Source organism: Halomonas sp. DP3Y7-2, from assembly GCF_019800795.1.
Classification (GTDB): domain Bacteria; phylum Pseudomonadota; class Gammaproteobacteria; order Pseudomonadales; family Halomonadaceae; genus Halomonas; species Halomonas litopenaei_A.
This window is the reverse complement of record NZ_JAHVKJ010000007.1, coordinates 518,534-539,586: the sequence shown is the minus strand read 5'-3', so window position 1 is coordinate 539,586 and position 21,053 is coordinate 518,534. Positions and strand designations below refer to the sequence as shown.

Annotated in this window: 16 protein-coding genes; 7 read left to right on the top strand and 9 right to left on the bottom strand. The window is 63.5% G+C overall.

Features of this window, described 5'->3' with window-relative positions; genetic code table 11:
- Nucleotides 1-18: 18 nt before the first annotated feature.
- From KUV45_RS09350 to KUV45_RS09325, 6 genes are read left to right on the top strand one after another with little or no spacing between them, the layout of a single operon-like run.
- Nucleotides 19-1,020: a DUF58 domain-containing protein gene (locus KUV45_RS09350; protein ID WP_222162811.1), complete on the top strand. Its 1,002-nt coding sequence runs from the start codon at nt 19-21 to the stop codon at nt 1,018-1,020.
- Entirely contained in the window at nt 1,017-1,556 is a 540-nt protein-coding gene (locus KUV45_RS09345; RefSeq protein ID WP_222162810.1) for a DUF4381 domain-containing protein, read from the top strand. The genes KUV45_RS09350 and KUV45_RS09345 overlap by 4 nt, the downstream gene beginning before the upstream one ends.
- Nucleotides 1,553-2,560, top strand: a complete 1,008-nt coding sequence (locus KUV45_RS09340) for a VWA domain-containing protein (protein WP_222162809.1) — start codon at nt 1,553-1,555, stop codon at nt 2,558-2,560. The genes KUV45_RS09345 and KUV45_RS09340 overlap by 4 nt, the downstream gene beginning before the upstream one ends.
- Nucleotides 2,557-4,224: a VWA domain-containing protein gene (locus KUV45_RS09335; RefSeq protein WP_222162808.1), complete on the top strand. Its 1,668-nt coding sequence runs from the start codon at nt 2,557-2,559 to the stop codon at nt 4,222-4,224. Before KUV45_RS09340 ends, KUV45_RS09335 begins: the two co-directional genes overlap by 4 nt.
- Complete coding sequence (locus KUV45_RS09330) at nt 4,221-5,714, top strand: BatD family protein (protein WP_222162807.1); 1,494 nt, start codon at nt 4,221-4,223, stop codon at nt 5,712-5,714. The genes KUV45_RS09335 and KUV45_RS09330 overlap by 4 nt, the downstream gene beginning before the upstream one ends.
- Entirely contained in the window at nt 5,707-8,112 is a 2,406-nt protein-coding gene (locus KUV45_RS09325) for a tetratricopeptide repeat protein (protein ID WP_222162806.1), read from the top strand. The genes KUV45_RS09330 and KUV45_RS09325 overlap by 8 nt, the downstream gene beginning before the upstream one ends.
- A gap of 101 nt (nt 8,113-8,213) precedes the next feature.
- Here KUV45_RS09325 and KUV45_RS09320 read toward each other — a convergent pair whose 3' ends face one another.
- Complete coding sequence (locus KUV45_RS09320) at nt 8,214-10,202, bottom strand: diguanylate cyclase domain-containing protein (RefSeq protein ID WP_308126703.1); 1,989 nt, start codon at nt 10,200-10,202, stop codon at nt 8,214-8,216.
- 176 nt (nt 10,203-10,378) lie between these two features.
- Between KUV45_RS09320 and KUV45_RS09315 the strand changes: the two genes are divergently transcribed.
- Nucleotides 10,379-11,824 carry a catalase gene (locus KUV45_RS09315; protein ID WP_222162805.1) on the top strand — a complete coding sequence of 482 codons (1,446 nt, stop codon included), beginning with the start codon at nt 10,379-10,381 and terminating at the stop codon, nt 11,822-11,824.
- Nucleotides 11,825-11,917: 93 nt separating this feature from the next.
- Here KUV45_RS09315 and KUV45_RS09310 read toward each other — a convergent pair whose 3' ends face one another.
- From KUV45_RS09310 to KUV45_RS09275, 8 genes are all read right to left on the bottom strand, one after another.
- Nucleotides 11,918-13,030: a hypothetical protein gene (locus KUV45_RS09310; protein ID WP_222162804.1), complete on the bottom strand. Its 1,113-nt coding sequence runs from the start codon at nt 13,028-13,030 to the stop codon at nt 11,918-11,920.
- Between the two features lie 101 nt (nt 13,031-13,131).
- Nucleotides 13,132-14,289, bottom strand: a complete 1,158-nt coding sequence (locus KUV45_RS09305) for a porin (RefSeq protein ID WP_222162803.1) — start codon at nt 14,287-14,289, stop codon at nt 13,132-13,134.
- Between the two features lie 578 nt (nt 14,290-14,867).
- Nucleotides 14,868-16,364 (bottom strand): ProQ/FINO family protein, encoded by a 1,497-nt coding sequence (locus tag KUV45_RS20380; RefSeq protein WP_224851993.1) that lies wholly within the window; start codon nt 16,362-16,364, stop codon nt 14,868-14,870.
- A gap of 158 nt (nt 16,365-16,522) precedes the next feature.
- Nucleotides 16,523-17,032: a dihydrofolate reductase gene (locus KUV45_RS09295; protein ID WP_224852007.1), complete on the bottom strand. Its 510-nt coding sequence runs from the start codon at nt 17,030-17,032 to the stop codon at nt 16,523-16,525.
- 83 nt (nt 17,033-17,115) lie between these two features.
- Complete coding sequence (locus KUV45_RS09290) at nt 17,116-17,952, bottom strand: thymidylate synthase (protein ID WP_206941097.1); 837 nt, start codon at nt 17,950-17,952, stop codon at nt 17,116-17,118.
- A 137-nt stretch (nt 17,953-18,089) separates the two neighbouring features.
- Complete coding sequence (gene lgt, locus KUV45_RS09285) at nt 18,090-18,893, bottom strand: prolipoprotein diacylglyceryl transferase (RefSeq protein ID WP_206941099.1); 804 nt, start codon at nt 18,891-18,893, stop codon at nt 18,090-18,092.
- An 83-nt stretch (nt 18,894-18,976) separates the two neighbouring features.
- Nucleotides 18,977-19,765, bottom strand: coding sequence for a sulfite exporter TauE/SafE family protein (locus KUV45_RS09280; RefSeq protein ID WP_206941101.1), 789 nt, complete (start codon nt 19,763-19,765; stop codon nt 18,977-18,979).
- Entirely contained in the window at nt 19,765-20,961 is a 1,197-nt protein-coding gene (locus KUV45_RS09275; protein ID WP_222162801.1) for a response regulator, read from the bottom strand. Before KUV45_RS09275 ends, KUV45_RS09280 begins: the two co-directional genes overlap by 1 nt.
- Between the last annotated feature and the right edge of the window lie 92 nt (nt 20,962-21,053).

The window sequence follows — 21,053 nt, the reverse complement described above, 5'->3', positions numbered from 1 at the left end:
CGTCCAAGGAAGGTCACCATGCGCAACCCACACACCGCCAGGAAGGCTGACCATCGCCCCGGCTCTGACCGGCGCGTGCACGTCGACCTGCAGCATCTGGCAGGCCTGGAGCCCCACGGCAACCGCCTGGCACTGCTGCCGCGACAACCCGCGCGCAGTGTGCTCAATGGCCGCCACGGCTCACGCCTGCGCGGTCGCGGCCTGGACTTCCTCGAGCTGCGTGACTACCAGCCGTCAGACGACGTGCGCAGCATCGACTGGCGCGTCACCGCTCGCACCGGTTCCCCCTACGTTCGGGTGTTTACCGAGGAGCGTGACCGTCCTGCCCTGCTGGTGGTGGATCAGCGCATGTCGATGTTCTTCGGCAGCCGCCATGCGATGAAGTCGGTGGTCGCCGCCGAAGCCGCCGCTCTGCTCAGCTTCGCGGTGCTGCATCAGGGAGATCGACTGGGAGGCATCGTGGTGACCGATGACGGTGTCGAGGAGTTCAGGCCGCGCCGCTCGCGTGCTCAGGTCATGCGCTTCTTGACCTCTTTGGCGAGTGCCAACCAGCGCCTGGAAGCCCGTCGTCCGGCCCCCTCGCCCACTTCTCTCGATCAGGTGCTGGTCTCGGCGTCACGCCTGGCGAGTCGCGATCACCTGGTCATTGTATTGAGCGACTTTGACGTGCCAGGGCCGCGCACCGAGGCCATGCTCAGCGCGCTGCGGCGCCATAACGATGTCATCCTGGTCGCGGTCAGCGACCCGCTGGCCGATGCCCTGCCAGACGACATGAGCTGTCTGGCCACCGATGGGCGCCAGCACGCGCGCCTGGACACCGCAGAAGCGGCCCAGCGTGAGGCGCTGGAAGGTGTCGCCCAGAGGCGCCGAGCCGCACTGGACGCCTGGTCGCGCAAGTTCGCCATCAGCCTGGTGTCACTGTCCGCCGGTGCGCCGACGCTGCCCCAACTACGCCGCCTGTTGGGGCTCGCTCCGACCCAGGACGACGGCCAGACCTCGGGCAAGGAGAGGCGGACATGACGCCGAGCGCTGACGTAAACGACATTACCCTGCTGTCGGATTTGATCGATCAGCTGTCACCGGCGCCGGAACCGGCGCCGATTGCCTGGGTCCCTCAGACCTGGGGCTGGGCTTTGCTGGCCGTGCTGCTGCTGGCCCTGCTGCTGTTTATCGGAGTGCGCCGGTGGCGTCACTGGCAGGCCAATGCCTATCGCCGAGACGCGCTGCGGGAGCTGGATCTTCGCCTCTCCCAGGAAGGCACCTCCGTCTTGGCGGAGGTGCTCAAGCGAACCGCCCTGAGCGCCTATCCCCGGGAGCGGGTCGCCGGGCTCAGCGGGGCCCGCTGGTGGCAGTTCCTGGACCAGACGCTGCCGACGACGCCCTCGCCCGCCTCTCGGCGTTTTGATGGTCCGCTGGGGCAGGAGCTGTCGGCAGGAGCCTATCGCGACAGCGCCGCTTCGCCGTCCGCGGCACTGACGCAGCTTGCCCGTCAATGGATACGCAAGCACCGCACGGATGCCCCGACGCCGCATGACGACCAGGGAGCCGACCAATGATGGAGCTGGCCAATCCCTGGGCCTTCGCCCTGCTGCCCCTGCTATGGCTGGTCCGCTGGTTACCCGCCTATCGCCGCCCCTTGGCCGCCCTGCGTCTGCCCTTCTTTGATCAGCTGGTGGAGGCGGCGGGCAGCACGAAGGCGGGCGAACAGCGTCGCTCTCCCTTGAGCCGTCTTTTGCAGCTCACGATCTGGGTGCTGATCGTGGTGGCGCTGGCGCGCCCGGAAAAACTCAGCGAGCCCATTGTCTGGCAGAGTGCCGCCCGCGACCTGATTCTGGCGGTGGATATCTCCGGCAGCATGGACGAACGTGACCTGGTCGACAGTGAAGACCAGCCGCGCCAGCGCCTGGCGGCGGTCAAGGACGTCATCCGCGACTTTGTTGCTGACCGCGAGGGCGAGCGTCTGGCGCTGATCGTGTTCGGCACCCGCGCCTACGTTCAGGCCCCGCTGACCGAGGATCTTGACACCCTCACGGCGCTGCTCGACCAGACCGAGGTGGGCATGGCCGGCCCCCACACCGCCTTGGGCGATGCCATGGGTCTGGCGATTCGGCAATTCGAGGCCAGCGAGGTGGAACAGCGCCTGTTGGTATTGCTCTCTGATGGTGCCGACACCGGCAGCAGGATGAGCCCGATCAATGCCGCCAACATCGCCGCCCAGCGTGACGTTCGGGTGGTCACCATTGCGATCGGTGACCCTGACGGCAGCGGCGAGAATCGGGTCGATACCGACACCCTCAAGGTCATCGCCGACACCACCGATGGTGCCTTCTTCACCGCCGCGGACCAGCAGGCCCTGGCCGCGGTGTACCAGCGCATCGATGAACTGGCGCCGCGCAAGGTGGCGACCCATAGCTACCGCGAACACCGCTCACTCAGTCACTGGCCGCTGGCGCTTGCCGGCCTGCTGGCGCTGCTGATGCTGACCCTGGATCGTCGTTCGCACGCGCCTGCTACGACCGCGCAACCCGCGTCGGCAAGACCAGAGGAGGACGCCGCATGAACGATTGGATGGCGGGTCTCGCTGACTTCCACCTGCTGCGTCCGTTGTGGTGTCTGCTGTTGCCGGTGGTCGCCGCGCTGTGGTGGTGGCGCCGTCGCATACCGGCCGACCAGCTGGGTGGCGGCCATGTTGCGCCACACCTGGCCGACGCGCTGCGCACCGACGGTAATCGCCGCAAGCACCTGTCACCGGTAGATACCCTGGCACTGCTGGCCTGCCTGCTGATCCTGGCGGCCGCGGGTCCTTCCTGGACCCGCCTGCCAAATCCGCTGGTGGCCCATAGCGCTCCCCTGGTGGTGGTGTTGAAGGTGACGTCGAGCATGGAGGCAACAGATGTCCCGCCCAGCCGTCTGGAGCGCGCCAAGCACAAGATTCAGGACCTGCTGAAGCGCAGGGATGGTGCCCGCACTGCCCTGGTGGCCTACGCAGGCAGCGTCCATCAGGTCGTGCCCCTGACCGACGACCCCACCTTGATGGCGCCCTACCTGGAAGGGTTATCAACAGATGTCATGCCGAGCGGTGGCGGCGATGCGGGCGCTGATGCATTAGCCCTTGCCAGTGATATCCTCGCCAAGGCACAGCAGGGCGACGGCAGCGCGGCGGGTTCGGTGTTGCTGGTAACCGATGCGCTGCCTGACGCGCCCAGCGCGGGCACGTCCACGCCTTCGCCAGACTCGCTGAACCAGCTGATCACCCTGGCCGTTCAGCCTAACGGTGCGCCGTCCCTTGGCGACATGGCGCCGGGCCCGCTGTTCGCCGATGTGCAAAGCGTCAACCTGAGCACCGACGACAGCGATCTGGACCAGATCGTGGCCAGCCTGGATGCGACGTACCAGCAGGCGCTCAACAATGACGAGCGACTGTCCTGGGAAGATCGCGGCGTGTGGCTGGCCTGGCCGGCGGCACTGCTGGCCTTGCTCGGGTTCCGGCGTGGCTGGCACCTGACGCTGGCCGGCCTGGTGCTACTGCCGAGCCTGTGGTTGGGTCCCGTCCCGCAGGCCTTCGCCCAGGAGGCCTCCCGCGCGGTGGACCAGCATGTGGCGACGCCGCTGGAGCGCGCGGCGCAATCTGTCGCCAATGCGTTTCTGACGCCGGACCAGCAGGGCCGCTGGTGGGCAGATCGTGGCGACTACGGCCGCGCCGCCGAACACTTCCAGGATCCCGCATGGAAGGGCTATGCGCTCTATCGCGACGGCCAGTACGACGCTGCTGCCGAGTGGCTGGGACGCCAGGACAGCGCCGACGCCGCCTTCACCCAGGGTCTTGCGCTGATCAAGAATCGTCAGTATCGCCCCGCCATCACCGCCTTCGAGACCGTGCTCGAACGAGATCCCGACTACCCAGAGGGTGAGCGCAACCTGGCCCTCGCCAGGGAAATTCTCGAGTACGTCGAAAAGACCCGGGAACAGTCTGACACCGGCGAGGATCAGGGAATCGGCGCTGACGACGTGGTCTTCGACAACAAGGAAGCCCGCGGTGAAGAAACCCAGACGCCCGTCGATGAGCCCAGCGGCCAGATCAGTGCCGAGCAGTGGATCGAGACTCTCGACAGCGACACCAGCGACTACCTGCGCCAGCGCTTCGCTATTGAGGCGTTGCAGGATGGCCAGGCGAAGATGTCGAGCGATACTCCCTTTCTGGACCTGGCAAGGACGACGCCATGACTGCCACGCAACGCTCAAGCGTGTCCTCCGCCCTGCTGCTGACGCTACTGCTCACCTCTGGCAGCCTGGCCATGACCGCCCTGGCGGCGCCTGAGCCTTCTGCAGACCCAGTGGCGGCATCAGCGAGCCCTGACGCCGCAGCGGACAGCGCGGACGCCAGCCAGACAGCCGCTACGCAGCCCCGCGTTGAGGCGAGTCTGTCCGAGGACAGCCTCGCCCCCGGGGAAAGCAGCGAGCTGCGCATCACCGTGCTGGTGCCCACCTGGATGCCAACACCGGTCGAATTCCCCACCCTCGACCAGCCTGGCCTGAGGGTGACCCTGGGCGAGCGCTCGACCACGCCCGTCAGCCAACAGGTCGACGGCAAGACCTGGTCTGGCGTATCGCGCCGCTATCAACTGACGCCGCTGAGTGTGGGACGCTTTGAGCTCGGCGGCGGCACGCTGGATGTCAGCGTTGCCACCCCAGGCAGCCAGCAGGCCAAGGTTCAGCAGATGGTCCTGCCGCCTATCAGCCTCACCGCGAGCCTGCCCGAGGCCGCCCGTGGGCTGGAGCCCTACCTGGCGGCGACGCGCATCGACCTGGAGCAATCCCTCGAGATCACCCGTGCCGATGGCGATAGCGAGACGCTGGATGAGATTGACCCGGACACACCCCTTGAGCTTGCCCCCGGGGACAGCATCCGCCGCACGGTAAGCGCCACCCTGGAAGGGGGCAGCGCCCTGTTGTTGCCCACGCTGCTGGAGGCACCAGACAGCAATGATTCAGCCAGCTTCGCTAACCTGGGCGTCTATCCCCAGGCGCCGCGCCTGGAAGAAAGCCGAGGCGGCGGTCGCCGCACCGACACCCTGACCTATGTCGCCGAAGCCGGGGGACAGACAGAGCTGCCGGGCGTCACGCTTCGCTGGTATAACCCGATAGAGCAAGAGCTCGATAGCACCAGCCTGGAGTCGGTCCCGGTGAGCGTTTCGGGTTCCGCCGCGATCGGCAGCCAGCTCAACAACCGTGCCCCCCTGCTGGTCGGCCTGAGCCTGCTGGCAGCGGTGCTGCTCGGACTGGCCGTCTGGCTCTATCGCCGTCTGGGACCCCGCGGACGCCTCTTGCTGGAGCAGCGCCGTCGCCGTCAGCAGGCACACAGGGAAGCCAACGGTCATGCAGACCGTGAACGACTCAAGCAGGCAATCGCTGGCCGCGACCTGGTCGCCTGCCGGCGCCACTGGCAAGCCCTTGGCAGCAAGTTGCCGGTCGACAGTCGCGCCCACCAGCAGGTGAATGATGCGCTGGATCGCCTGTGCAGACGAAAGCTGGGCCCGGATACCACGGCGTCGTCAGACCCTGACCCAGGCGTGGCTGAGGACTGGCAACGTCTTGAGCAGGCGCTCCCTCCCGTGCGCGAGCTTGCACGGCACACGCAGGGAGCCTCCCCCTTTTCCCCTGCTTCCATGAAGCCCTTGAACCCGATGGCAGAAGTGACTCGACGTAATGCATAGACCCCGTGGCTATTTCTCGACGCGCCCGCCCCTCATTGTCGCTCTGCTCGGCTGGAAACAGCGCTCTATCGGCCTGCTGGTGGGGCTGACGGTACTGGTGGCAATGTCAGGACTGGGATTTCCCCCCACAGCTGCGGCCAGTCAACCCCAGGGGACCTTGCCCACCCTCGCCAGTGCCACCCAGGGCTATGCCCCGGAAGGCAGCTGCGCCTCCTGTCACGAGGCCGAGACCCAGGCGTGGCAGGACTCGGACCACGGTTGGGCCATGCGCGAGGCCACTCCGGCCAATGTGCTTGGCGACTTTGATGATGCGGTATTCGAGGATGGCGAGGTAAAAGCGCGCTTTACGCGTGACGGCGAAACCTTTCTGGCGACCCTGGAAGGTCCCGGTGATCCCGCCGAGACCTTCGAGATTCTCTACACCTTTGGCTTCTCCCCACTGCAACAGTACCTGGTGGCTCAACCGGGAGGACGCTTGCAGGGGCTGACCATCGCCTGGGACTCACGCCCCGAGAGCGAAGGCGGGCAGCGCTGGTTCTCGCTCTACCCCGGCCAGGCCTTCACCCCGGACGACCCACTGCACTGGCGCGGGCGCTATCAGAACTGGAATGCCATGTGCGCCGACTGCCATTCCACCAACCTGGAAAAGCACTACGATCTGGAGAGCGACAGCTTCGCCACCACCTGGCACGAGCAGAGTGTGGGCTGCCAGAGCTGCCATGGGCCCGCCCAGTCACACCTGGATTGGGCCGAGCAGTGGAGCGCGGAGGACAACGCACTGGATGCAGCTCAAGCATCGGCTAATAACGGCGACAAGGGCCTGCCGCTATCACTGAGTGAGATGCCTGGGCCTGAGCTGGTCGAGCAATGCGCACGCTGCCACAGCCGTCGCCAGATGCTCGGCGCCGGGCCGGTTCACGGGGCTCCGCTGACCGATGCCGCTCTGCCCAGCCTGCTGAGCGACGGCATGTACCACGCCGATGGCCAGATCGAGGGAGAGGTCTATGTCTACGGCTCCTTCACCCAAAGCCGTATGTATCAGGAAGGGGTCAGCTGCGTCGACTGCCATGACCCACACACCAACAAGGTCAGGGTCGAGGGCAACGGTCTGTGCATGCAGTGCCACAACCCGTCACCCCCGCCGCGCTTTCCGACGATGAAGGCCGCTCACTACGATACGCCGGAGCATCACCATCACGAGCCCGGCAGCCCCGGCGCTCAGTGCGTCAGCTGCCACATGCCGGAAACCACCTACATGGTGGTGGACCCCAGGCGCGATCACAGCTTCCGCGTACCGCGCCCGGACCTGGCCGCCGCCACGGACAGTCCCGATGCCTGTACCCGCTGCCATGAGGACCTTTCCCCGGAACAGGCAGCCGACCAGATTCGCGACTGGTTCGGTGACCAGCGTCGGGCCGCCAGCGAATCCCACTATGGCGTGGCGCTGCAATCGGCCCGCCAGGGGCGTCCCGAAGCCCCGGACTACCTCAAGGCGCTGATAGATGACAGCGATACCCCTGACATTGTCAGGGCCACCGCCGTCGACGAACTGGCGCCATTTGCCAGCGAAGCGCTGCCCACCCTTGAACAAGCACTCAGCGATGACAGTGCTCAGGTCCGGGCTGCCGCCATCCCGGTGTTCGCCCAGGCGCCAGAACATGCTCGGGTCGAACTGCTGCTGCCGCTGGTCGACGACCCCCGCCTGGCGGTTCGCGATGAAGCCGTCAAGGCCCTGGCAGGGACCTCGTTGATGGTCATGCCCGAAGACCGGCGCGACGCCTTCCTCGAGGCGCGACGGGACTATGAGCGACGCCTGCGCGAAAACGCGGACCTGCCCGGCAATCGCCTCAACCTGGCGGTGCTGCTGGCACGTACCGCCCGTGAAGACGAGGCCGAAGCGCAGTATCGGGCGGCGCTGGAGATGGACCCCTACTTCCTGCCGGCCCGTGCCAATCTGGTGACTCAGCTCAGCGCTGAGGGCCGGCGAGAGGACGCCCAGGCGGTGCTGCGCGATGGCATCGATAGAGACGCCATGCCCGCGCCGGACCGTGGTCATCTGGCCTACCTGCTGGCCCTGTCGTTGTCGGAGAGCGGCAATATGGAAGAGGCGGTGGAGTGGCTGGAGAAAGCCGCCGAATGGCGCCCGGGACACGCCAGAACCCACTACAACCGCGGCCTTATGCTGGACCGTCTGGGCAGGAAGGACGAGGCCCGGGATGCGCTGATGCAAGGGCTTCGCCAGGCTCCCGGCGATGCCGACCTGCTGTACGCGCTGGTCTACGTCAACGCTACCAGCGGCCGAATCCCCGAGGCCTTGGCCGCACTGGCGGAGTTGCGAAGGCTGCGACCTGACGACCCCCGGCTTGGCCAGCTGGAGCGCCAGCTAAGGGCCAACTGACGGTCAGGCGTCGACAGACCTCATGAGCGAACAAAGCGAGCGAACAGGGTGAGCGAAAAAGGCGAGCGGAGACGACATACTCCGCCGCCTTGGCACGCGCCTCAGGCGCTGCTGGCATCGACCACCAGTCGGTTGCGGCCTTCCCGCTTGGCGGTATAGCTGGCCGCATCGGCTCGCTCGACCAGCGCCGCGACATCGACATCACCAGGGCGAAACTCGGTGATACCGAGACTGGACGTCACCCGATACTCGTGGCCTTCATGCACCACACAGGTCCCGTGAATGGCAGAAAGGATGGCCTCGCCGATGCGTCTGGCCTGAGCCAGGGAACAGCTTGGCAGAAGCACCGCGAACTCGTCTCCCCCCTGACGGGCAACATGATCACTGCTGCGCACACAGCCCGACACTTCCCTGGCGATACGCTTGAGCATCTCGTCGCCCAGGGGGTGGCCGCCTTCATCGTTGATCGGCTTGAAGCGATCCAGGTCGAACAGGATCAGCGCAGAGGGCGTCGACGTCTTGCGCCAGTCCACCATGGCCTCCTCCAGGCGCCGCTCGAAGCCACGCCGATTGAGTAGTCCGGTCAGCGGGTCATGCTCGGCCTCCCATTGACTCATGGCCTCCTGCTGGCGGCGAGCCGTGATGTCCTTGACGGTACCCACGAAACCGAAGATATCGTCGTCAATCGCCACCTGGCTGGCATGCACCTCAAGCCACAGCAGTTCTCCGTCTTCACGCCAGTAGCGATACTGACGCAGGAAGGTCTGACCAGACATCAGGCTGTAGCGCCACAGCTCGATGGCGGACTCGCGATCTTCTGCATGTATGGCCTGAACCCAGGCCGAACGGTCCATGTCATCCGGCGAACGCCCGGTCAGCTGCACCAGGGCATCGTTCACATAGGTGATACGGCCCTGGGTATCCGTCACGAACATGCCGATGGGGGAAGACGCCAACACCCCATCCAGAAAGGCTTCACGACCGCGCAGGTCGGCCAGCGCCTTTTCGCGTTCCACCTCGACGGCATTGAAGGCCGAGGCCAGCTGGACCAGTTCCTTCATCTGGGTATCCAGCACCACGCGACCGCGGGTGCCCTTGCCCACCTGGGCGATCTGCGACTGCAACTGATACAGCGGTCGCAGCAGCAGCCAGACCATCCATCCCAGCAACGGCAGCAGTAGCAAGGCAATCCCGATGCCCACCGCTCCCAAGCGCTCGAGTAGTCCTCGTAGCGGCGCGAGTACCTGGTTTTCCGGCAGGAAGACTCCCACCACCCAGTTGGCAGGCCACACCTGACGATAGGACTGGAAGGTCATCTCACCACTGAAAGCGGGACCGTAGCGCTCTCCCTGCCAACCATACAAAGCAAGGTCGAGGGCCGGATTATGATTGAGATCACCCTCGCGCCCCAATTCCCCCATTACCTGGCGTTGGTCCGGGTGGTAGAGCACCTGACCGGCGGCGGAGAATACCGCAGCGTAGCCGTCATTGCCGATTCTGACTCGACTCAGGCGGCGAAAGATGCCTCCAGCGTTGACTTCCACCACCCCCGCCAGAGCGCCCTCGAAACGCCCATCGTCGGACACCAGCGGTACCATGAGCAGAACCAGCGGCAGCCCGATGACGCGTCCATAGATGGGCTCACTGACGTAGGGGCGGCGCACCTCGCGCATAAAGCTGAAGTACTCCCGGTCACTGATATCAAGGCCCTGGCGCCCTGGCGTAGGCGGCCAGTCGGCGGCCACCTTGCCGGTTGCGTCCATCACGACCAGAGCATCGAACAGCTCGAGCAGGGCCCCACTATCGCGAAGCGCCTCACTGGAGGCGTCCAGCAGAGCCCGGTTATTACGCAGCGCTGCCAGTCGACCGAGCATATCGAGCCGGGTATCAATTTCCTCGGTCACCTCATCGGCGATCAGTCGGGTTTCGTAACGCAGGTGGGAAAAGTTGACCTCGCGAACCAGATCCTTCCCGGTGTACCAGCCCCAGACCAGCAGAATCGTGATCACTACCAGCCAGGTGGCTGCTAGACCGATCAACATTCTCACTTGTAGTGACAGCGTTGCCACGACACTGAACAGCTTGGCCACGAAGGTTGGTCCTCAGGATATGTCAGCGAGTTATCACATCCGTCGTGAATAACATAAATACTACTCCTAAACACTCATTTCCTATAACCGAAATAGAAAGGAATCATTGTTCCCATGAGACATCAGTCTCTATCTTTAAGACGTAGACCGTGATCAGTGAACAATGGAGACGCCTCATGACCCGCAAGACCATGACCACCAGCGCCGGAGCTCCCATCGGCGACAACCAGAACAGCCTGACGGCCGGTCCGCGTGGGCCCTTGCTGCTTGAGGACTACCAACTGCTGGAGAAGCTCGCCCACCAGAACCGCGAGCGCATCCCCGAGCGTACCGTCCACGCCAAGGGCTGGGGCGCCCACGGCACCCTGACCATTACCGGTGACATCACTCGCTATTCCAAGGCCAAGGTCTTCACTCCGGGCAGCCAGACGCCGATGCTGGCGCGTTTCTCGACCGTTGCCGGTGAGCAAGGCGCTGCCGATGCCGAGCGCGACGTTCGCGGCTTTGCGCTCAAGTTCTACACCGAGGAAGGCAACTGGGACCTGGTCGGCAACAATACGCCGGTCTTCTTTATCCGCGACCCGTACAAGTTCCCGGACTTCATCCACACCCAGAAGCGCCATCCCCGCACCAACATGCGCTCCGCCACGGCAGCCTGGGACTTCTGGTCACTGTCGCCTGAGTCACTTCATCAGGTCACCATGCTGATGTCGGACCGCGGTCTGCCCACCGATGTGCGTCATATCAATGGTTACGGCTCGCACACCTATTCATTGATTAATGCTGACGGCGAGCGCGTGTGGTGCAAGTTCCATTTCCGCACCGCCCAGGGCCACCAGCACTTTACCGATGCCGAGGCGGAGGAAGTGGTCGGCAAGAGCCGTGAAACGACTCAGGAAGATCTCTACAACGCACTCGAGAACGGTGATTACCCGCGCTGGAACGTCTTCATTCAGGTGATGACAGAAGACGAGGCCAAGCGCTGCCCCTTCAACCCGTTCGACCTGACCAAGGTATGGCCCCACGGCGACTATCCGCTGATCGAGGTGGGTCACTTCGAGCTCAACCGCAACGCCGATAACTACTTCGCCGAAATCGAGCAGGCCGCCTTCTCACCGTCCAACAAGGTGCCGGGCATCGGCTTCTCACCGGACAAGATGCTGCAGGCCAGGGTCTTCTCCTATGCAGACGCCCACCGCTATCGTCTCGGCACCCACTACGAGGCGCTGCCGGTGAACCAGCCGAAATGCCCGGTCCACCACTACCACAAGGATGGCCCGATGCGCTTCTTCGCCAATGGCGAGGAAAATCCGGACGCCTACTACGAGCCCAACTCTTTCGGAGGCCCTCAGGAAGACCCCAGCGCAGTCGAGCCGCCGCTGCCGCTGGACGGTGACGCCTGGCGCCACAACCATCGTGACGGCAACGACGACTACAGCCAGCCGCGGGCCCTGTTCGAGCTGATGAGCGACGGCCAGAAGCAGCGTCTGTTTGGCAACATCGCCCGTCATATGCAGGGGGTTCCAAGCGAGATCAAGGAACGCCAGCTGGGCCACTTCGAGAAGTGTCACCCGGAGTATGCTGCTGGCGTACGCGAGGCTATTGGCAGAATCGGGGACTGATCAACAGTCCTGACGACGCATTCACCACTAAAAGGACGGGCCCCGAGGGGCCCGTCCTTTTATTACTCTTTGCCACAACCGGCCCATCGGGGCTCAGTTGTCGAGCACAACCTTCAGCTCGTAGTTGTTGGGGCCATCCATCGAACTGCCGAACTTCTGTCCAGTGACGCGGATGTGGTAGGTGCCCGGATCCAGCTGGGTGGACAGGTCCACGTTACCGTTAAAGCCTTCACCAGCGCCTTCGGCAACAATGCGACCGGAGCCATCTGCCACTTCCATGGTCAGACGATAGGTGTCTTCATCTCCCGGCGGGAAGGTGGAGGTGGTGATGCGCACCTGGCTTGGCTCGGCCACGTTGAAGGACAGCACCTCACCACGGGCACGAATCTTGACGTCGGTCTTGACACTCTGTACCTGACGTTCGTCAGGGTTATTGCTGCGTGCTTCACTGCCGCTGACGCTTTCGGAGGCCCCGGCAACCGCCGCCGTACCGGCCACCGCAGCACCGCCGGCCGCTGCACTGGTGGCGCCAGCACTGGAGGCAGCCGCGCTGGAAGCCGTCGCGCTTGACGATGCAGCCGACGCACCGCTCGCCGTCGCGGAGGCAGAAGTCGCAGCGGCAGATTCGCCACCCAGGGTCACCACGGCGTCACGGCTGGTGACAAAGGCGCTCTGATTGCCGTCACGATCAGCCCCCACGAACTGCAGCCCGACTCCATCATCGACTTCGATCCGGTTACCCTGGCTATCCAGGCCCACCACGGCAATGCTGTAGCCATCGCCGGCGCGGCCGCGACGGCCAAAGCGGGTGCCCTTGACCTGCAGTTCATACTTGCCAGGAGTTAGGCGGCTTTCGAGCTGCAGCCCGCCTTCCTGGCCGTAGCCCTGACCACGAGCGATCACATTACCGGCATCGTCTTGCAGTACGGCTTCAATCTGGTAGGTATCCTCGTAGCCGGCGCTGACGCGGCTTTCGAAACGGTAGACACCCTCTTCCTCTACCTCGAAATCATGCGCGTGAGGAGTTCCGAACAGAAAGGTCTGGCTGCGCGCGTCGCTTTCCGGCTTGAAGAAGCCGGTCAGGTCGAGCTGACGATTCTCCTCGCGGAAGCGCTCGGTCATGACGCTATCGGATGCCTGGACGGTGGAGCTGGCCAGAGCAACGCCAAGCGCCAGCAGCGCCGCGGGTAGGGTGACGTCTTTCATGGATCCTCACATGCTTGCGGTAGAGTGCAGAAAAAAGCCGATCCCGGAGGATCGGCTTTCGTTTATAGCGTCACAACGCTAGGGGGGTCAAACCTGTTGGATTAGAACAGGTAGGTCAGACCCACGGCGTAGCCGTCACCCTGGTCGTTGTCACGGTCACGCCAGGCGCCTTCCACGTAGGTGTACATGGCGTCGGAGATGTTGTAAGTCACGCCGCCAACCACTTCGTTGAAGTTGTCGTCGTCGTTCTCGTCATCGTTGGCGCTGGCCAGGTCGCTGAAGCCGCTGCCGCCGAAGTCGATGTACTGGTAGGCGCCGTAGACATCGCCCATGCCGTTGCCGTAGCCGTAGCGGGCACCGATGGCGTAGTAGTCAGCGTCCTTCAGGAAGTCGTTGTCAGACTCGAAACGCTCGTACTTGAGGGCAACGCGCAGGCTATCCCACTGGTACTGCATGGTCACACCGTACTGGTCGCCCAGATCTTCGTCATCGATGGTGACGGTGTTCTGAGTGGTAGTGACGGTGTTGTCAGCTGCAACAGTAGTAGTGTTGTAGGTGACGGTCTGGTCTTCGATGTCGTAGATGCCCAGATCGTCGTACACACCAGCGATAGAGAAGCCACCGTAGGTGTACTTCAGACCACCGAAGAAGGAAGCTTCGCCGCCGTCAGACAGGTTTTCGTTCTCGGCGTCGCCCTTGTACTGGCTACCGACCGCGAACTGGAAACCGCCCCAGACCGGAGAGGTGTAGGTGATCTTGTCGCCTTCGGGATCGCCAGCAACAACGTCGGCGTCGTCAGCATCTTCACCCGGAGCACCCTTGAAGGTGTTGGAGTCAGAAGCGTCGAAGTATTCGTTGTTGGTGATCGGATCCTGGATCCAGTCATCCAGCAGGGAGTCGTAGGAACCGACGCGAGCGTCACCGAAGTTGCCCTTCAAGCCGATGTAGGCGGTGTCGCCTGCATCACGGCCAGCAACTTTCATCTCGTCGGCCTTGAAGTCGTCGATTTCGATCTTGGCGTAACCGATCAGACCGTTGTAGATGACGTGCTCAGCGGCGAAACCGAAGGTAGAACCGTTGTCGGCGATTTCGTCACGAGTCTCGCCGTCTTCGTCTTTAACGCCGGCGTAAACCAGCTGGACGTTACCGTAGATGTCGAGCTTGGTGCCGTCTTGGTTGTAGACGGTAGCAGCCTGGGCGCCAACGGCGGTGAAGGCAGCAGCACCAGCGATGGCAGTCGCTAACAGTGTCTTTTTCATTGCTGAGTTCCTTTTGACTAGCTTGCTGTTTCGATCGTTGCTGCGCTTGGCAGCCTTGGCTTGCCGGTCATTGCCGGCTCGTATTTCTGTCCTGACGGGTTCCTGGCAGGGAACCTGAACAGCGAGCCTGACAGCGGCGAAGCCTTGTTATAGTCCAATGCTCGCAAGGGCAACCATATACCGGGTTTCTCAGGAGCGCAACAAGAAAAAAACACTGTTTTCGTTCCAGCTGCCCATCGCTTCGACACCGATCCCTGCGAAAATGCTACCCGAGCAGAAACTGCAAAAGGCAGTTAACGAACAATGTTCGCCAACTGTTTACCGATTCTGCATAGAAAGCTGCATCGGGCGTAGCGCTAACATCATGCCCCGCTGATGTGACGCTTTCAAGTCAATGAGAGAGCAAACGGGTTGAACAGCCGGTCCTGCTATCAACGGCATTGGGCTACCATCGCAGCGACGCCAGCACCGGCGCGTCACTGCGTTGCGTTGTGTTGTGCTGTGTTTGTGCTTCACGGATAGGCTGGTGCTGGGCGGCAGGGGTCAGGCATTGCTCGACGGCTGCCGTCAGCGCTTCTTTAGCGGCTGCTGTTGTGACGCGCCAGCAGTTCATCCAGCTTTCGCTGAAGGCGCGTTTCCTCGCCATCCCCCTGACGATCCGGAGTGACGGCAGGTATATCGCTGTCTGCAGGACGAGCGGGCTTGGCGCTCACACTGTCAGTGTCCCGGTGGCCAGCGTGAGTCGACGCCTTGGCGGATGCGGAGGTGTCGCTGTTGCCGGTGCCTGAAGGCTTGCCGGAATCGGAACCCTTGTCGGAGTCTGAGTGGTTGTCGGAGCCTGAGGGCTTGTCGTTGCCGTGCCCCTTGTTGCGCCGACGGCGCGACATTGTGCCGCGCCCACGCTGCTCCGCCTGCAGTCGGTCCAGCTTGCGTTTGGCATGCTCCGCCGCCTGGGCATCGACCTGGCCGACCAGTTCGCCGTCCAGGCCAATCCGCTCCGCCCCTTCACGCACGGACTTGAGGTAGCGAGGCAGGTTCACATAGCAGGCCAAGGCCCGGCGGACGAGCTTTTCCGGCCAGGGTTCCCGGGCGGCCAGCTCCTCGTGGATGCCCACCTTAAGTGGCCGGGTGTGGCCCTTGAAGAAGGTCTGGTCATAACGACGATACCAATCACCCAGCAGTGCCTGGGGAGACGGCGCCTTGTCAAAGGCGAGGTCGCCCTGCACTCCCACCTCTGTATCAGGCTTTTCTGCGACCTGGTCATCGCTGTGACTGGACAGCGCAGCCGTGTCGGCCATCGCCGTTGGGGGGTTCTCGGTAGCAGTCACCTCGGCAGCAGTCGACTCCTGTGCCCTTTCATCTTTCACCGGCTCGCTGCCATGGCCCAAAGAGGCCGGGCTGTCCTGGCCGGGCTGGGACGCGATCGTCGGCGCGCTGGACGAAGCGCCCTGCTCTCGTTCATCGCGTGCAGGGCTATCTATGGCAGGGCTATCTATGGCAGGGCTATCGATAACAGGGCTATCGCCGACAGGACGTGGACGATGCTGCATCAGGGCAGCCAACCCCTGGGCTCGGCGCTGGGGGGGACGGAAGGCAGTAATGTCAGGTTCGTGATCCGGGTGCTCGACGCGGTCACGCAGTCGGGCATTGTGCGCCTCAAGCTCGCGATTCTGCTCATCGAGTTCGCGGTTTTCTTCCTTGAGCTCGCTATTTTCCTCGAACAGCGCGGTGCGCTCTTGGATCAACGACGCGCGCTCCTCAATCAGCGACGCGCGTTCCTCGATCAACGACGAGCGCTCCTCAAGTAGCGACTCACGCTGGGACGCCAGGGCACGATGCTCGGTTTCCAGGGTCTGCTGCGCTTGCCGCAGGGTGTCGAGCTGTGCTTCCAGATCACCCAGGCGCTCCCGTGCAGCGTTCAATTCGCTGGCCAGGCGCTGCTTGTCATCCAGCAGCTGGCGCTGGTCGCTGGACAGCTGCCGCTCGCGCAGGCGACCTTCACGCAGTCCGTCCAACAGCGACGCCGTTCGTTGCTCAAGCGCCTCCAACGGGTGTTCTGCGCGTGTCTCGCTCACGTCGACTCCTCCAGGCTCACCAGGTTACTGCGATGACGGGGCCGCTGATGTCAGCGCCCGCTATTGTCGGGATTATCGACACAGTCTGTGCCAGGCCCGGCGATGTGGCAATTGTCGCCTGTCTGCGACGATCGGCACCCACTCTATTTACCGGACGTTCAGGCTGACATGCCGTCTTGCGAGCGGGACCGCTCGTAGCGCACAAAACGATAGTGGGGCTGGCCTTCGGCGGGCGTACCGGCGTCGCTTGCCTGTTCGGTCCAATCGTCATCAAGAGCCGGGAAGAAGGCATCCCCCTCGATCTCGATATCGACCTCGGTCAGATACAGTCGCGACGCCAGCGGCATGGCCTGGGCATAAATCTGAGCGCCCCCCATCACCATGATTTCCTCAGCGGCCTCGATGGTGGCCTGCTGGTCTGCCAAGGCAATGGCGCTGGCCAGATCGTGACATACCCTGACGCCGTCATGGGCGAAGGTCTTGTCCCGCGTCACCACGATGTTGAGACGATTGGGCAGCGGGCGGCCAATGGACTCGAAGGTCTTGCGCCCCATCACCAGGGGCTTGGCCTGGGTCATGCGCTTGAAGAACTTGAGATCCTCCGGCAGGTACCAGGGCAGCTGGTTATCCACACCGATCACTCGGTTGCGCGACATGGCGGCGATCATGGCCACCGGCACAAAGGTGTCGAGCTCCGCGATCCGCTGGGCATCACGGTCAGGATGAGACTGTTCCGTCGTAGGCGCCTGGGTCATACCGCCACCTCTGCCTTGATATGGGGATGTGGTTCATAGTCTTCGATGGCAATGTGTTCGAAGCGGAAATCGAACAGGTTGTCGACGCTCGGGTCCAGCACCAGCCTGGGTGCGGACGTCGGCTGACGACTCAGCTGCAGCTCGGCCTGCTCCAGATGATTGAGGTAAAGGTGGGCATCTCCCAGGGTATGCACGAAGTCGCCGGGCTTGAGCCCAACCACCTGGGCAATCATCTGCGTCAGTAGTGCATAGCTGGCGATATTGAACGGCACGCCCAGAAAGATATCGGCGCTGCGCTGGTAGAGCTGGCACGACAGCTTGCCGTCAGCCACATAGAACTGGAACAGGCAGTGGCAAGGAGGCAGCGCCATCTCATCCACCAGGGCAGGGTTCCAGGCAGAGACAATCAGGCGACGGGATCCGGGATTCGTGGCGATCTGTTCCAGCAGCGTTTCGATCTGGTCCACATGGCCGCCCCGCGGGTCGGGCCAGCTGCGCCACTGATAGCCATACACAGGCCCGAGGTCGCCATCCTCATCCGCCCACTCATCCCAGATACGGACACCGTGTTCCTTCAGGTAGGCAATATTGGTATCCCCCTTCAGAAACCACAGCAGCTCGTGAATGATCGAGCGCAGGTGAAGTTTCTTGGTCGTCACCAGCGGAAAACCACGGGACAGGTCAAAACGCATCTGGTGACCAAAGATCGAGCGGGTGCCCACGCCGGTGCGGTCTTCCCGCTCGACGCCGTTGTCCAGCACGGCGCGCATCAGATCCAGGTACGGCTGTTCCAAGGCGGGCAGAGAGGCGGTTTCAGGGGCGACGACAGACATGGGCAATCACTCGTTGGAACGTTTCAAGACGAAGCTGGCCGGTCATTCTACTGACCGGCCAGCCGTGATACCAGAAGCGGCAGCGCTCGTCCCGAAAGCGATTCGTCAGCGCCGATCGTCAAGCAACAGGCGCGCCCTCATCCGGCGCTCGGGCTAAGCCTGGCATCCACTGGCTGACGACGGGACCAGGCCACCAGCAGCACACCAAAAACGATCATCGGCAGGCTGAGCAGCATGCCCATGGTGACCCAGTCGAAGGCAATGAAGCCTAGCTGGGGGTCGGGTCTGCGCACGAACTCCACCGAGAAGCGGAAGGCGCCGTAGCCCAGCAGGAACAGACCCGATACCAGGCCCCGACGTCTGGGCGTGGCCGACACCCACCACAGCACCACAAACAGCACCACGCCTTCCAACAAGGCTTCGTACAGCGACGACGGATGGCGCGGTTCAGGGCCATAGCCGGGAAACGGCATGCCCCAGGGCAGGTCAGTGACGCGCCCCGGCAGCTCGTGATTGATGAAGTTACCGATACGTCCTGCCCCAAGGCCGATCGGTACCAGCGGCGCGACGAAATCGGTCAGCGTGAAAAACGCCAGCTGCTTGCGACGGGCAAACAGCAAGGCTGCCAGCAGCACCCCGATCAGGCCGCCGTGGAAGCTCATGCCACCATCCCACACCTTGACGATCCACAGCGGATCCGCCAGCCACTGGTCCAGTCCGTAAAACAGCGCGTACCCCAGTCGTCCCCCTGCCACGACACCGATGGCGGCGTAGAACAGCAGGTCGCCCACATCGTCACGGGTCAAACCGATCCGATGCGCTCGGCGACAGCCCAGCCACCATGCCGCGACAAAGCCGACGACATACATCAGTCCATACCAGTGGACCTTGAAGGGACCCAGCGCGATGGCCACCGGGTCGATTTGAGGGTATGACAGCATGCTCGGTTATGTCCCTGATCAGTAAGAGAGTGAAATCGATATGGCGGAAGACTCATGTGACCGCGAAACCCTGCTCGGGTTCGCTACAGCAGGAAGCCGAGTCCGACTACCGTCAGCAGCAGTGCGAATGACAGTTTGAGCACCCGTGCCGGCAGCCGGTGGGCCAGGCGCACACCCAGCCTGGCGCAGGGGACGCTGGTCAGGGCAATGCCGAACAGGGCAGGCAGCATGAGAAAGCCTACCGCCCCCTGAGGTAGCCGAGGATCGCCCCAGCCCACCGCGACAAAGGTCAGGGCCCCGACCAGCGCAATCGGCAGGCCACAGGCAGCCGAGGTGCCCACCGCCTGGGTCATGGTGGCGCCACACCGAATCAGCCAGGGTACGCTCAGAGTGCCCCCGCCGATACCGAACAGTGCAGAAATCCCCCCGATGACGCCGCCAGCGACGATCATGCTGCGCCGCCCCGGCGCGCTGCTGCCGGCCTTGGGTGAGCGCCCCAGTACCAGCTTCAGCGCAACCAGCAGCAGGAACACCCCAAACAGCGTTCCCAGCATGCCGCCGGACAGGGCTCCCGCCACGAAGACCCCTGCGATGGCCCCCAGCACCAGCCCTGGAAGCAGGGCTACCAGCCAGTCGCGGCGAATGCTGCCGCGCCGATAGTGTCCCAGGGCCGAGGAAGAACCGGTGATGACGATACTTGCCAGGGAGGTGCCTACGGCCAGGTGCATGGAAATCTCCACAGGCACTTGCTGCAGTGCAAACACGGCCATCAGGCTGGGAACGATGATCAGTCCTCCGCCCACGCCATACAAGCCGGCAAGCGCCCCAGCGACCGCCCCGAGCGCCAGATAGGACATGATGGCCATGAGCATCAGGACAGCCTCGCGGATTGAGGCAGCCAGGTGTCGAGCAATTCGAGCAATGCCTGGGGACGATACGGCTTGGCCAGGAAGGCATCCATGCCGACCTCCTTGAAGCGCTGTTGGTCTTCATCGCTGGCATTGGCCGTCAGCGCGATCACTACCGCACGAGGGCGTTCCGGGTGAGCGGCCTCGACAGCGCGCAAGCGACGAGAAGTCTCGATACCGTCGATATCAGGCAGCACGATATCCATCAGCACCAGGTCCACCACATGGGCATCTAGCCACTCCAGGGCCTCTTCGCCGCGGGTTGCGGTAACCACGTCCACCCCACGGCGTTCCAGCACTTCGCGTGCCAGCATCAAATTGACCGGGCCATCGTCGACGATCAGAACTTTCGGTGCCTGGTGTCGCGGGGATGAATCCCGAGCGGCGCTTCTCTCTTCCTCGTCGCCCGCCTCCAGATTGTCCAGCAGCAGGCGTATATCGCCCAAGCGGCGCAGCAGCTCGCCGGAGGGCCTTGCCACGCCATCGACGGTCTCAGTGTCGGCTGCCTGACGGCTTTCCTGCTGACAGTCGGCCTGCGCCTGCGGTGAAGGGGTGCTATCTGCTTGCATCAGTGATTCCAGCTCGACCACCAGCGGCGCCAATGCCTTGCTCAGGTGGCTCAGATAGCTCGACTTCAAGCGCGATTCCTCGCGAGCACGGGATAGTGCAGCTTCCAGCCGGCGGCTTTCCTGCTGCCAATTGCTGACTTGATCGGCATGAATGATCGGCCCCAGGCCAATCACAGGGGGCGGAGCTTCCGCCACGGGAGGAGCGCTGGACTCGAAGGCATCCAGCAGCGTTTCGACTCGGTCAACGGGAGCGCCGGCAGCCTCAGCGGGCTTTCCTGTCCTCGTCTTGAGTACCTGATGCAGGCATGCCTCGACTCTGTCGAGCAGCCCGCCAAGATCCCGCTCCACCTCGGCTAGTCGATGCTTGAGCAGCACCAGGAACACCATGATATTGAGCGCGGTGCCCACCAGCAGCCCCGTGATCATCCACAGCGTCGTGCTCCAGCTGGATGCCGCCGGCATCAGCCAGTGCAGCGATAGCGCCAGCACCAGGCATAGCGCCAGCAGTACCCCCTGGGCAGCTGCCACTGGCCACAGGATGGGAATGACCAGCCTGCGCCACAAGCGTTCCTTGCCGTCGTCGCCTAGCATCATCCCTACCGTTATGTGAAGGAACCACGAGTTTACGTCGCCAGCTGCCGACTGTCATGGTGGCACAGACGACGACATAAACGCTGTCCTCG

Coding starts and splice junctions, on each gene's coding strand:
- KUV45_RS09350 (WP_222162811.1), top strand. CDS start 19: ATGCGCAACCCACACACCGCCAGGAAGGCTGACCATCGCCCCGGCTCT.
- KUV45_RS09345 (WP_222162810.1), top strand. CDS start 1,017: ATGACGCCGAGCGCTGACGTAAACGACATTACCCTGCTGTCGGATTTG.
- KUV45_RS09340 (WP_222162809.1), top strand. CDS start 1,553: ATGATGGAGCTGGCCAATCCCTGGGCCTTCGCCCTGCTGCCCCTGCTA.
- KUV45_RS09335 (WP_222162808.1), top strand. CDS start 2,557: ATGAACGATTGGATGGCGGGTCTCGCTGACTTCCACCTGCTGCGTCCG.
- KUV45_RS09330 (WP_222162807.1), top strand. CDS start 4,221: ATGACTGCCACGCAACGCTCAAGCGTGTCCTCCGCCCTGCTGCTGACG.
- KUV45_RS09325 (WP_222162806.1), top strand. CDS start 5,707: ATGCATAGACCCCGTGGCTATTTCTCGACGCGCCCGCCCCTCATTGTC.
- KUV45_RS09315 (WP_222162805.1), top strand. CDS start 10,379: ATGACCCGCAAGACCATGACCACCAGCGCCGGAGCTCCCATCGGCGAC.
- KUV45_RS09310 (WP_222162804.1), bottom strand. CDS start 13,030: ATGAAAGACGTCACCCTACCCGCGGCGCTGCTGGCGCTTGGCGTTGCT.
- KUV45_RS09305 (WP_222162803.1), bottom strand. CDS start 14,289: ATGAAAAAGACACTGTTAGCGACTGCCATCGCTGGTGCTGCTGCCTTC.
- KUV45_RS09295 (WP_224852007.1), bottom strand. CDS start 17,032: ATGATCGCCGCCATGTCGCGCAACCGAGTGATCGGTGTGGATAACCAG.
- KUV45_RS09290 (WP_206941097.1), bottom strand. CDS start 17,952: ATGTCTGTCGTCGCCCCTGAAACCGCCTCTCTGCCCGCCTTGGAACAG.
- lgt (WP_206941099.1), bottom strand. CDS start 18,893: ATGCTGTCATACCCTCAAATCGACCCGGTGGCCATCGCGCTGGGTCCC.
- KUV45_RS09280 (WP_206941101.1), bottom strand. CDS start 19,765: ATGCTCATGGCCATCATGTCCTATCTGGCGCTCGGGGCGGTCGCTGGG.
- KUV45_RS09275 (WP_222162801.1), bottom strand. CDS start 20,961: ATGCTAGGCGACGACGGCAAGGAACGCTTGTGGCGCAGGCTGGTCATT.